Annotated in this window: 11 protein-coding genes; 7 read left to right on the top strand and 4 right to left on the bottom strand. The window is 36.6% G+C overall.

Annotated features, from left to right (window positions below):
* Positions 1-50: 50 nt before the first annotated feature.
* On the top strand, positions 51-1025 hold the full coding sequence (locus FLP_RS13325; RefSeq protein ID WP_083195868.1) for an alpha/beta fold hydrolase: 975 nt from the start codon (positions 51-53) through the stop codon (positions 1023-1025).
* A gap of 117 nt (positions 1026-1142) precedes the next feature.
* Here FLP_RS13325 and FLP_RS13320 read toward each other — a convergent pair whose 3' ends face one another.
* Entirely contained in the window at positions 1143-1583 is a 441-nt protein-coding gene (locus FLP_RS13320) for a nuclear transport factor 2 family protein (RefSeq protein ID WP_083195867.1), read from the bottom strand.
* A 124-nt stretch (positions 1584-1707) separates the two neighbouring features.
* On the opposite strand from FLP_RS13320, the gene FLP_RS13315 reads away from it, so the two are divergent.
* Positions 1708-2070 (top strand): winged helix-turn-helix transcriptional regulator, encoded by a 363-nt coding sequence (locus tag FLP_RS13315; protein ID WP_065449973.1) that lies wholly within the window; start codon positions 1708-1710, stop codon positions 2068-2070.
* Between the two features lie 305 nt (positions 2071-2375).
* On the opposite strand, the gene FLP_RS13310 is transcribed toward FLP_RS13315, so the two are convergent.
* Genes FLP_RS13310 through FLP_RS13300 form a run of 3 tightly spaced genes read right to left on the bottom strand, consistent with a single transcriptional unit; the run spans position 2376 to position 3908 of the window.
* Positions 2376-2798, bottom strand: a complete 423-nt coding sequence (locus FLP_RS13310) for an organic hydroperoxide resistance protein (protein ID WP_065449972.1) — start codon at positions 2796-2798, stop codon at positions 2376-2378.
* Positions 2799-3233 carry a MarR family winged helix-turn-helix transcriptional regulator gene (locus FLP_RS13305; protein WP_065449971.1) on the bottom strand — a complete coding sequence of 145 codons (435 nt, stop codon included), beginning with the start codon at positions 3231-3233 and terminating at the stop codon, positions 2799-2801.
* A gap of 42 nt (positions 3234-3275) precedes the next feature.
* Entirely contained in the window at positions 3276-3908 is a 633-nt protein-coding gene (locus FLP_RS13300) for an NAD(P)H-dependent oxidoreductase (RefSeq protein ID WP_065449970.1), read from the bottom strand.
* Positions 3909-4261: 353 nt separating this feature from the next.
* Here FLP_RS13300 and FLP_RS13295 point away from each other — a divergent pair, with 353 nt between their 5' ends.
* The 5 genes from FLP_RS13295 (at position 4262) to FLP_RS13275 (ending at position 12294) form a co-directional block, all read left to right on the top strand.
* Positions 4262-5773 carry a PAS domain-containing sensor histidine kinase gene (locus tag FLP_RS13295; protein WP_065449969.1) on the top strand — a complete coding sequence of 504 codons (1512 nt, stop codon included), beginning with the start codon at positions 4262-4264 and terminating at the stop codon, positions 5771-5773.
* Between the two features lie 317 nt (positions 5774-6090).
* Positions 6091-6708 carry a TetR/AcrR family transcriptional regulator gene (locus FLP_RS13290; RefSeq protein ID WP_065449968.1) on the top strand — a complete coding sequence of 206 codons (618 nt, stop codon included), beginning with the start codon at positions 6091-6093 and terminating at the stop codon, positions 6706-6708.
* Positions 6709-6735: 27 nt separating this feature from the next.
* On the top strand, positions 6736-8100 hold the full coding sequence (locus FLP_RS13285) for a TolC family protein (RefSeq protein WP_243397597.1): 1365 nt from the start codon (positions 6736-6738) through the stop codon (positions 8098-8100).
* 16 nt (positions 8101-8116) lie between these two features.
* The gene (locus tag FLP_RS13280; protein ID WP_065449967.1) at positions 8117-9238 is read left to right on the top strand and encodes an efflux RND transporter periplasmic adaptor subunit; all 1122 of its coding nucleotides are present in this window, start codon (positions 8117-8119) and stop codon (positions 9236-9238) included.
* Positions 9239-9246: 8 nt separating this feature from the next.
* Positions 9247-12294: an efflux RND transporter permease subunit gene (locus FLP_RS13275; protein WP_065449966.1), complete on the top strand. Its 3048-nt coding sequence runs from the start codon at positions 9247-9249 to the stop codon at positions 12292-12294.
* Positions 12295-12333: the final 39 nt, after the last annotated feature.

Here is a 12333-nt window from a genome sequence, read left to right as displayed (position 1 = left end):
TTTTCACGTATCAAATATAGAGTGTATTTTTGTCTTAAACAATTGAAAACATGAAAAGCACAATTAAATCCTTAACTCTAATTCTAACTCTAATTATGTTACAACAAACAGCTGCAAATGCACAAGTTAAAAACTCTTTAACAACAAAAGAGAACACTGAAATTCAGACCACTCATTACAATAACATGGAAGTCAACGGATTAAAGATATTTTATCGTGAAGCAGGTTCTAAAGATGCTCCAACTCTATTATTATTGCATGGTTACCCTACATCATCTCATATGTTTAGAAATCTTATTCCTATTTTAAGCAAAAAATATCATGTAATAGCTCCGGACCTGCCTGGTTTTGGGTATTCAGATGCACCGGACCATCTTAGTTTTCAATATACTTTTGATAATCTTGCCAACACTATGCAGGGATTTATTAATAAGCTTGGTTTAAAACGTTTTGCCATGTATGTCTTCGATTATGGCGCACCAACCGGATACAGACTAGCTCTTGCTAATCCGGAAAAAATAACCGGCATTATATCACAAAATGGCAATGCTTATGAAGAAGGTTTGAGTACAGGCTGGAATCCTATTCAGAAATACTGGAAAGAGCCATCGCAGGCTAACAGAGATGCACTTAAGGATTTTGTTTCAAAAGAATCAACGTGGTTTCAGTATCACGAAGGTGCTTCGGATGCTGCTCTTATCGCACCTGAAACCTACACATTGGATCAGCATTTTCTGGATCGCCCGGGAAACATCGAGATACAGCTTGACCTGCTAAAAGATTACAGAACCAATGTTGCTTTATATCCTAAATTTCAAGCTTATTTTAGAGATAAAAAGCCTATGATGTTAGCTGTTTGGGGCAGTCAGGATCCTTATTTTCTTCCCGCAGGAGCAGAAGCCTACAAACATGACAATCCAAATGCTGCTGTAAAGTTTTATAAAACGGGTCATTTTGCCCTTGAAACTCATTATAAAGAAATCGGTAATGATATATTGTTATTTCTTGCGCAACTTCCTAAATAATTAGGCCATGATATATTGAAAATAGCGGTTATAAAAGACCGCTATTTTTTTTAATAAAATTATAAAGCTTAATTATTGCACAGTATAAGCTCCACCTTATCATGTGGCTTACTCAAATCAGGGCTTTTTCTCAATTACAAATGCTTTTAATTCAGCTATTTTGCCATTATTAAATCGCCAAATGTCACAATAAATGTAATGATCGTATTCTCCATTCACATTTTTTAAGGAAATGTTACCTGTTGCAGTTACAAAGTCGCCCTCCTCTATCGCTTTTTCCATATCAAATACTGGTGGTGCCAGGTAGAATTCTTTGATATATTGCCTTACTGCTTCTTTTCCTAAAAGAGTTCTCTCACCAACAAACACCCATTTGGTATCTTCAGTGAGATAGGATAAGTACGCTTCGTATTCTCCTTTTTTTACATGCTCGTTTGCATTAACTAATATAGATGTGTTTTTCATGTTTGTTGTCTTTTTTAATTTTAGATTTTCACTTTGAGAATAAATGTTGAGTACTGACATAAATAATAAAATATTTGTTAAGCCTTTCTTCATAATTACCTTTTTTGATTTAATTTTGAACTTTAAATTATATAGAATAGTTCTGCGAAGCTATAACATAAAACTCATAGTGACTTTATTCACAACCAATTGTAAGGTACTATCAAAAATGTAAGTTATGTCGAAAGTTAAGGTTACAAGCACAAATTTTGAAAATAAGAAAATCTTAGGAGATGAGTGTTCAGAAGTATACGCGGCAAACATAATTGGCGGCCAATGGTCACTTGTAATTTGTTCCTGGCTCTTACAAGGCAAAATGCGTTTTAGCGAATTAAGAAAATCTATACCAAATATTACAGAACGTATGCTAACGCTGCAACTGCGAAAATTGGAACAAGATAATATTATAAAGAGAAAGGTATATGCTGAAGTTCCTCCTAAAGTAGAATATGAATTAACAGAAATTGGCTATGAATTAAGGCCAATAATCCAGCAAATGGAGCAATGGGGAAAACGGCACAAACATTTATATGCTAAATGAAATAGTTAACTGACTTTATTTAATAATATAATTTTATAAACAATTTCATTTACCGATAAGACAACCATAGAAAATAGTTTTCCGGTCCCTAAAAAAAAAATTGAGAAATCACCAGACAGATCAATCACATAAATTTTCATAAATCTTCAACAGGACATCGAAACCAAATTTACAAAGCCAATGAAAGACTTACGGGAAATAACTTCACTTTGGAGATCAAGATATTTTTTATATTAAAATCCTGATATAATAAAAAAAATCTGCCTCAAAAGAAGCAGATTTATGTCATTTAAAGAAATTAATGTTTAGCTATTTCTCACCGTAAGCTTAACTTCCATATTAGATCTTGTTGCATTTGAATAAGGGCAGATCTGATGCGCTTTTTCTGTTAATTCCTGTGCCTGTTCAATAGAGACTCCCGGAATGTTCACCTCCAGTTCTGCAGCAAGACCAAAACCGCCGTCTTGATTCTGCCCAATACTCACTTGTGCAGTAACAGATGTTTCACCGGTTTCAATTTTAGATTTACTAATAATCAAATTCAGTGCACTGTCAAAGCATGCTGCATATCCTGCTGCGAAAAGCATTTCGGGATTGGTAAACTCATCACTGGTGCCGCCTAAAGCTTTAGGCATTCTTACCTCAAAGTCCAAAATTCCGTTTTCACTTTTTACCTGTCCGTTTCTTCCGCCTTTTGCCGTAACGCTGGTTGTATATAATGTTTTCATTTATTTTTGAATTTTATTTAAAATTTTCTGAACAGTTTCTTTAAGCTCGACCAGATCTTCTATCGTCAGGTTTAGTTTTTCCTGCATTTTTGCCGGAATTTCACATGCTTTCTGCTGTAAATTTCTTCCCTTATCAGCTAAAAAAACTTCAACCACCCTTTCGTCTTCTTTTTTTCTTTTTCTAATTATAAACCCCTTAACTTCAAGTCTTTTCAAAAGCGGTGTTAATGTTCCACTGTCGAGATACAGTTTTGCGCCGATCTGATTTACCGTCAAGCCGTCCCTCTCCCAAAGCACCATCATTACAAGATACTGCGGGTAGGTAATATCAATCGCATCGAGAAACGGCCGGTACAAACCGATAATTTCCTTTGCAATAGCGTAAAGAGGAAAACAAAGCTGGTTTTCCAATTGAAGCGAGTGGTGATTTTCCATAATCTGAAGAAAAAAACTAGAATAAAAAACTAGAGTAAAAAACTATTTTCTGATGATAAATTCCTCCATTGGAATTCTAACTTTCTTCATATGAGAAAGCCAGTCATTTTCAGTATCTCTGTAACCTAGATACAAAAGTGTAACACTTTTCAATCCTAATTTTTTTAGCTCCAAAATCTCATCTACTACTTCATTACTGAAACCTTCAGCCGGAGTAGAATCGATCTTGAGTTCAGCTGCCTGAGCCATTGCCAGACCTAAGGCAATATAACTCTGTCTTGCTGTGTGCGCAAAATGCTGTTCAGGGGTTTGAGCTCCATAGATCTTTTTGATCTGATCGGTGTAACTGCTGAAACGGCCTCTTGGTAATTCTCTTACATCAGTGTGATGATCATAAACTTTATCGATTTTCTCATCAGAGTAACTGTCCCATGCTGCAAAAACCAGTACATGAGAACAATCTCTCATAACTTCCGGATTTAAAGCACCTTTTACCATGCTCTCCTTCAATTGCTGATTTTCTATCACAATCACGCGAAAAGGCTGCAGACCAGATGAAGTCGGAGCCAGCCTTGCGGCTTCTAAAATTTTATTTAAATCTCCTTCTGATACTTTTTTTGTTGAGTCATATGCTTTTACGGCATGTCTCCAGTTTAAATCTTCTATTAACGACATTGTTTCTTATTTTATAAATTAAACATCTGATTCTTAAAATTATTTGAATCAAAATAATACTGCAAAGATACAAGATAATTAAATTGCGTACAATTTAATTTTACAAAATATATTATAAAATAAAGACTGTCCTATGTATTTTTAAAATTATAACTGCCAATATTGCATTGCGGTTTAATCTGCAATTCCTGCTGCCGAGGTATGCAGCAATGCCCACAAGTTTGAATGTTAAACTTTGATTAGAGGCAAAGCAGTTAAAAAATACTATTGGAATTATGAAACATTCTTCTATACTTACGTAATACACTAGGATTAAATAAAAGATACTTTCGTAGTATCTAAACAACCCAACGATGTACGATAATGTAATGCTTTTGAAAGACATTGTGGATAGCACCCCTCTGCCGACAGCCGTTTATACAGGAAATGAACTCCAGATAGCACTAGCCAGCCCTGCAATGATAAAAATGTGGGGAAAAGGTGATGATATCATTGGGGAAAAATTTCTTGATGTGCTGCCGGAAGCCCAAAAAAAACATATTTTTAAACAGGCATTAACGGTGTTTCAAAGCGGCATTCCTTTTCATGCCAGGGACAAAAAAGTAGATCTGGCTACTGACGAGGCACAACAATTTCGATATTACAATTATAGCTTTATACCGCTTTTTAATTCAGAAAGGCAGATCTACGGGGTCATGCATACAGCCGCGGAGGTAACAGCCCTTCACCAGGCCAAGCAGGATATTCAAAGCTCAGATGAGAAACTCAGGATGGCAGTTGATTCATCCGGCATGGGAACTTATGAAATAGACCTTGCCACAAAAAAAATAAAAACTTCCGGAAATTTCAATGCCATCTGGTCTATTGAAGGAGAAGTTACCAATGAGCAGCTTATTGCAAAACTGCATCCTGAGGATTATTCGGTACGAGAAAAAGCGCATCAGCAGGCACAGCTTACAGGAAAAATGTCCTATGAAGTCAGAATTGTAAATGATGACAGCTCTTTTCGCTGGGTAAAAATAGATGGTAAAATCATCAAAGACGAAAATGGAAATCCCATCACTATTATTGGGATAATACAGGATATACAAAAGCAAAAGCAATTTGAAGAAGAGCTCAAAAAACAGGTTGCAGAAAACACACAGGAACTGCAGCGTTCTAATGATGATCTGTTGCATTTTGCCAATGTGGTCAGTCATGACCTGAAAGAACCTGTGCGTAAAATAAAAACCTTCAGCAATCTTCTAAAGGATGAACCGGAAACTATTTTTAATGAAAATGCAAAAAATTACCTCAGTAAAGTAGACCATTCTGCCCAAAGAATGCAGACCATCATTGAAGGTATTCTTGCCTATTCGACTTTGGATAAAAGATCGCAGCCTGTAAAGAGGATTAATCTTGATCAAATGATTGAACATATCAAAACCGATCTGGAGCTCATCATAAATGAAAAGCAAGCTATACTTATCGTAAGTGAGCTTCCTGAAATTGAAGGTGCGCCGATACTTATCCACCAGCTTTTTTATAACCTTATACAAAACGCCCTGAAGTTCTCAAAAGCCGATCAGCCGCCGCGAGTGATAATCACTTGCACTGTGATTAAAAATGAACAAGACATTGAAATGCTGGAAATAAAAATAAAGGACAACGGCATTGGACTGGATCCGGTTTTTGCCGAGAAAATATTTGATGCCTTTGAAAGACTGCACTCAAAAGATGAGTTCGAAGGAAATGGTCTTGGTCTTGCCATGTGCCGAAAAATAGCAGAAAGACACAATGGTTCTATCACAGCCTCCGGAGAAAAAGATAACGGTGCTGAATTTACAGTAATCCTTCCTGTAAAACAGGCAGAATATTATATTTAGCTGCTTTTAAACAAATAAATTAAAAAATTCTTATCTCTAATTTGTTATTTAGCTTGTAAAGCTCAATTGGCAAATATTGCAGCATACAATGATAAATTTTTTAGTAAACATAAAATGGAAGATTATGTTTATGGACACCCGCCCTTTACTTAACTGTATTGGGCGGGTTTATCATTTTGAAGAATACGGTGACAATGAAGAGATTTAAATTCTTAAAAATAAATATAATGCTGAATTGCTAATAGATATAAAACACTTAAAAATTATATTTTAAAAAAAAATGAACGTTGTTCAAAAAATATACATACATTTGCACCATGAGTACAGCAGAAAGAAAAGCACGTGAAAAAGAAGCTCTAAAAATGCTGATCCTTAAAGGAGCCAAAAAACTCTTCTTAGAAAGAGGCATTGAACAGACTACGATTCGAAACATCGCTGATGAGATTGATTACAGTGTAGGAACTGTGTATGTTTACTTTAAAGATAAAAACGCTATTCTTCATGACCTCCACTCTATTGGTTTTCAGGAGTTAGGCGGGTATTTTACCGAATTGTTCGCTATTAAAGATCCAATGGAACGTCTTCGAAAAATGGGATTTACCTATTTGAAATTTGCGATGGAAAATTCTGAAATGTACGATCTGATGTTTATCGTTAAAGCGCCAATGGAGTTTATTGAAAGTACCGAAAAAGAAGCGTGGACTGAAGGTGCTGACACTTTTAATGCGCTAAAGAAAACTGTCGAGGAATGCATGAATGAAGGGCATTTTGAAGGACATTCATTAGAAGCACTATCCTTTATGATTTGGAGTTTAGTTCACGGAATGTGCTGTCTGGAAATACGCCAGAGAACCAAAGGTGTAAAATTTTCTAATCCTGATACGATCCTTTCTGAGGGTTACAACGAATATTTAAAAATAATAAAGAAACTTTAAACTTTTTTTTGATCAAAAAAATGAACAATGTTCAATTTAAAAACAATGTACAATAAAATGAAAAAAGCAATTACATTTACCATTCTTTGTTTTGGATGTATAGGATATTCCCAAAGCAAACTCGATACTTACATCCAAACTGGACTAAAAAGCAACGAGGTAATCAAGCAGCATAACTTCGACATCAATAAAAGCATGTATGCCCTGCAGGAAGCCCGTTCCCTGTTCTACCCTACTGTTTCATTAAATGCAAATTATACCAAAGCCGATGGCGGAAGAACAATTGATATCCCAATTGGAGATATGCTGAATCCTGTATACAGCACACTTAATCAAATAACCAATTCGAATGCTTTTCCTGCGCTGCAAAACCAGTCTGTTTTAATTAATCCGGATAATTTCTACGATGCTAAAATTCATACCACAATGCCGCTGCTGAACTATGAAATTATTTATAACAAAAGAATCAAAAGCCAGCAGACTTCTTTACAGAAAATAGAGCTTGAAATCTACCAAAGGGAGCTGGTTAAAGAAATAAAAACGGCATACTATAAATACCTGCAGTCAATTGAAGGAATTAATATTTATCAGGATGCTTTGGCATTGGTAAAGGAAAATCAAAGGGTGAACCAGTCCTTATTTAAAAATGACAAGATAAACCGTACGGCAGTTCTTAGAAGTCATAATGAAGTAATCCGTATTGAAGCAAATCTGGAAACAGCCAAACAAGTCAGTAATAACGCTAAAACATATTTTAATTTTTTAATTAATCAAAAGCTTGACAGCGAAATTGAGATTGATTCGGATAAAGAAAGCTTGCCGAATGTATTGGTTGCCGAAAACACTTCAAACCGGGAGGAACTTTCAAAACTTACCATGGCAAAAGATATAAATGAAAATATAAGTAAGCTTACCCAATCGTATTGGTACCCAAAATTGAGCGGATTTGCCGATTTCGGATTTCAGGACTTTGATTTCGAAGTGAATAAACAATCAAGATACTATTTTGCCGGTGCTGCTTTAGAATGGACTATTTTCTCAGGCAACAAAAACAAATACAGGCTCAAACAGGTTCAGGAAGACAGTAAAAAAATAAGTTCGCAGACTGATAATGTAAAACAGCAGCTGCTGCTCCAGTTTCAGGTTACCCGAAATAATTTAATCTCCGCTTTGGAACAATTTAATGCCGATAAAAATCAAAAAGCAGCAGCCAAAAAATATAATGAGGACATAACCAAATTATATAAAGAAGGACAAGCCATCTACATTGAACTTCTGGATGCGCAGAATCAATGGGTAAATGCACAGCTTAATACAAATATATCTCTTTATAATTCCTGGATTGCCTATGCAGAATTAGAAAGGGCCAACGCCACTTTTACTTTAAAATAATCCAAAAACAACACTTATGAAATCAAAGATTAATTCATCCGTTCGCCTTTCAGACGCGGGGCACGAACACAAAAAAAAATATTTTACGCTTGTGAGTAAAAAATCAATAGTAATATGTCTTTTTGCCTTTCCTGTTTTTTATGCCTGTAAAGAAGAGAAAAAAGAGCATAACCAATTTGAATCCGCGGATATTGTATCCATTAAAACAGCACCGGCCGGATCATTAGCTGTTACAAGTAATATAAGCGCTTCTGGTTTGGTCACAACAGAAAACACTGCCAATTACAGCTTTAAAATTGGCGGTTTAGTAAAGCATATTTATGTCGAGGAGGGGCATTTTTTTAAGAAAGGACAGCTTTTAGCCGCATTAGATGAAACCGAAATCAGTGCGGGTTTAAACCAGACCGATTTAAACGTAAAAAAATACGAGAGGGATTATACGCGCGCCAATAATCTCTATAAAGACAGTGTATATACTTTAGAGCAGCTTCAAAATACAAAAACAGGTCTTGACATTGCCCGAAAACAAAAAGATGCCGTTGCTTTTAATGCCCGTTATGCCAAAATATATGCGGCGGCAGATGGCTTTGTATCTCAAAAAATAGCCAATGAAGGCGAAGTTGTTGGGCCAGGTTCTCCCATCTTAGCTATAAATGAAACATCCCACAACAATAATTATCTGTTAAAAATTGGACTGACAGATAAAGAATGGGCATCGGTTAAAATTGGCCAGAAAGCATCCGTGACGCTGGATGGTTATCCTGATCAAAAATTTGATGCCGTGGTTTTTAGAAAATCACAGTCTGCTGATGCTGCTTTGGGATCTTTTCAGGTAGAATTAAAACTAGACATGAAAAACAGTAAACCTGCAGTGGGTATGTTTGGCAAAGCCGATATACATGCCGATACTTCCCAGGATTTGATCACGATCCCTTATGACGCGCTTATTGAAGCAGACGGTAATAAGGCTTTTGTTTTTTTAGTGGAGAATAACAAAGTGAGAAGACAGCCTGTGACCATTTACAAATTTGAAAACAAAATTGTCTATATCAAAGACGGCCTTGAAAAAACAGATCAGATAGTGATCTCGAACAGCGCCTATCTAAACGAAGAATCAAAGATTAAGATCATTAAATAATAAGCACCATGAAGATAACAAACTTTGCCGTTAAAAACTATCAGTTCACGCTGATCATATTTCTTCTCGTGTCTGTTGTAGGGTATCTGACCCTGTTTTCGATGCCGCGATCAGAAGATCCTTCTACTCACCCTCCCCAATATCTGATTACGGTTATTTATCCCGGAACCAGTCCAAAGGATATGGAAGAACAGGTAGTAAAACCTATTGAGAATAAAATTTACGGGCTGGAGAACATCGATAAAATCCTCACTACTGTTGAAGATGGCGTAGCTGCCTTTCAGGTAAAATTTAAATATGGAGTTGATGTAGATAATAAGTACCAGGAAATTTCTACGGAAATGAATGCGCTTCAAAACAGTGAACTTCCCAAGGATATTTACCTGATAAAAACCGAGAAAATTGCTTCATCAGATGTAAAAATTCTTCAGGTGGCTTTAATTTCAGAAAATGCATCAGATAAAAAACTGCGTGATGCAGCAGATGAGCTGAAGACAAGACTGGAAAAAATCACCAATCTTAAAGACGTAAAATATGCCGGAATACCGGAACAGGAAATTAGAATTGACCTGCAGCTGGATAAACTGGCGCAGTTAAAGATTCCATTAAACGTGGTCATGGGAAGTCTTCAGAGTGAAGCTGCCGATATTCCCGGAGGAAGCATCAATCTTGACAGTAAGGTGTTTAATGTAAAGACAAGCGGTAAATTTAAAAATGCCGATGATGTTGCGAATACGGTTATCTACAATGCAAATGGTAAAATAATCTATATGAAAGATGTCGCCGAAGTAGGCTACAAATCTGAAACAGTAGATCATATTACCCGCATCAACGGACATCGCTGTGTTTTAGTTACCGTAGGCATGAAAGACAACGTCAACATAACCGATGTCCAAAAACAATTTTTACCAATAGTAGAAGAATTCTCTAAAGACCTGCCTCAAAACATAAAGCTGGTTAAAAACTTTGACCAGGCCAATATGGTGTCACAGCGTCTGGGCCATTTGGGTTTTGATTTCACTCTTGCGATTGTTTTGGTTATCATTACGCTTTTACCATTAGGATCAAGGGCTTCCTTAATTGTTATGATATCCATACCGCTCTCATTGGCTTTAGGGCTCATTGTCATGAATGCATTCGGTTATTCGTTAAATCAATTAAGCATTGTAGGTTTGGTGGTGGCTTTGGGACTTTTGGTGGATGATAGTATTGTGGTCGTCGAAAACATCGAGCGCTGGCTTCGTGAAGGTCATTCTAAAATGGATGCTGTTTTAAAAGGCACCAAACAAATTGGTCTTGCTGTTGTGGGCTGCACCGCCACTCTTGTTATTGCTTTTTTGCCACTGGCTTTTCTTCCTGATGTTTCAGGTGAATTTATAAGAAGTCTTCCTATGGCAATTATTACAAGTGTACTGGCGTCAATGATTGTTGCCATGACATTGGTTCCGTTTTTGGGAAGCCGGTTTTTAAAAACACACGAACATGGCGAGGGGAATGTTTTTCTTCAGTACCTGCAAAAATTCCTGACACGATCTTACAGTAGGATTATGCCTAAAGCATTGCAATTCCCAAAAGCAACAATTGCTATATCCATAGCATTGAGCCTAACTGCCTTTGGACTTTTTAAAGCTACCGGATTTAAGTTATTCCCAACTTCAGAGAAACCAATGTTTCTTATTAATATAAAAATGCCGCTTCAGGCCAATCTTACAGAAAGTGACAGGGTAACAAAACTAATCGAAGCTGAACTGAAAAACCATAAAGAAATTGTCTTTTATACGGCAAATGTTGGCAAGGGAAATCCGCAGATCTATTATAATGTACACCCGCAGGACAGAAAACCTGATTTTGCACAGATTTTTGTACAGTTGGAAGACGAGGCAAAACCTACCGAAAAAATAGCTTTGATTGAAAGGCTCCGAAAGAAATTCAAAACAATGCCTTATGCTAAAATCGAAGTGAAAGATTTTGAACAGGGAACGCCTCTCGAGGCCAACATTGTAGTGAGGCTCTTTGGAGATGATCCGGCTGTTCTGCGTAAGCTTTCTTCTCAAGTTGAAACGATATTACGCAATCAGAAAGGAACAGTTTATATCAACAATGAACTCAACACATACAAAACAGATGTCAAAGTAAAAATTAATAAAGAAAAAGCACGAACACTGGGTGTGATGACAAGCGAGGCAGATAAAGTAGTGCGTCTTGCTGTAGCCGGATTAACTGTTGGCGATTACATCGATGACAGAGGTGATGCAAGAAATGTCACACTCACACTGCCCAGAGATAAATTTTCTAATCTGGATGCTTTAAAAAACCTGTATGTCAATAATATTCAGGGAACGCCAATTGCATTGAATCAAATTGCAGACATCTCTTTTGAAACTTCGCCAACAACGATTAATCATTTCAATAAATCCCGTTTTGCAAAGGTTACGGCTTTATCAGACAAAGGTTATTATGCTAATGATTTACTAACAGAGATCATCCCTAAACTGGATAAACTTAAAATGCCAAAAGGCTATTATTATAAATTGTCAGGTGAAAAAGAATCCGAAGGAGATGCGCTTGGAGGGAATTTCCTTTCGGTAATTATTCTGAGTACATTCCTTTTCATTGCTGTACTGCTGTTGCAATTCAAAACATTCAAAGGGATCATCATCGTACTTTCCATTATTCCATTGGGAATTTTAGGAGGGGTTGTATTACTGCTTATTAACGGAAGTCCAATGTCGTTGGTAGCTATTATTGGTTTTATTGGTCTGTCGGGTATTCAGGTTAAAAATTCACTGCTGCTGGTCGATTTTACCAATCAGCTCAGACAAGAAGGACACTCTATTGATGAAGCAATTGCTATTGCCGGAGAAACACGCTTTCTACCCGTGGTGCTGACTTCCGTAACGGCAATCTGTGGCCTTATTCCCCTTGCGCTGAATTCGAATCCTTTAATTGCCCCGCTGGCTATTGTGCTTATCGGCGGACTAATAAGTTCGACCATTTTGTCCAGAATTGTAACTCCTGTAATGTACAAGCTAATGCCTCCAAGTATCGAAAAATAGTAAAGATGTTTCATTTTATAAAATGAAACCAAACAGAGG

It is taken from the genome of Flavobacterium piscis (genome assembly GCF_001686925.1).
GTDB lineage: Bacteria > Bacteroidota > Bacteroidia > Flavobacteriales > Flavobacteriaceae > Flavobacterium > Flavobacterium piscis.
This window is presented reverse-complemented; position numbering and strand designations above follow the sequence as displayed.

Bases quoted from the DNA above. Each gene is read 5' to 3' on its own strand.
- FLP_RS13325 (WP_083195868.1), top strand. From the start codon at position 51: ATGAAAAGCACAATTAAATCCTTAACTCTAATTCTAACTCTAATTATG.
- FLP_RS13320 (WP_083195867.1), bottom strand. From the start codon at position 1,583: ATGAAGAAAGGCTTAACAAATATTTTATTATTTATGTCAGTACTCAAC.
- FLP_RS13315 (WP_065449973.1), top strand. From the start codon at position 1,708: ATGTCGAAAGTTAAGGTTACAAGCACAAATTTTGAAAATAAGAAAATC.
- FLP_RS13310 (WP_065449972.1), bottom strand. From the start codon at position 2,798: ATGAAAACATTATATACAACCAGCGTTACGGCAAAAGGCGGAAGAAAC.
- FLP_RS13305 (WP_065449971.1), bottom strand. From the start codon at position 3,233: ATGGAAAATCACCACTCGCTTCAATTGGAAAACCAGCTTTGTTTTCCT.
- FLP_RS13300 (WP_065449970.1), bottom strand. From the start codon at position 3,908: ATGTCGTTAATAGAAGATTTAAACTGGAGACATGCCGTAAAAGCATAT.
- FLP_RS13295 (WP_065449969.1), top strand. From the start codon at position 4,262: ATGTACGATAATGTAATGCTTTTGAAAGACATTGTGGATAGCACCCCT.
- FLP_RS13290 (WP_065449968.1), top strand. From the start codon at position 6,091: ATGAGTACAGCAGAAAGAAAAGCACGTGAAAAAGAAGCTCTAAAAATG.
- FLP_RS13285 (WP_243397597.1), top strand. From the start codon at position 6,736: ATGTTCAATTTAAAAACAATGTACAATAAAATGAAAAAAGCAATTACA.
- FLP_RS13280 (WP_065449967.1), top strand. From the start codon at position 8,117: ATGAAATCAAAGATTAATTCATCCGTTCGCCTTTCAGACGCGGGGCAC.
- FLP_RS13275 (WP_065449966.1), top strand. From the start codon at position 9,247: ATGAAGATAACAAACTTTGCCGTTAAAAACTATCAGTTCACGCTGATC.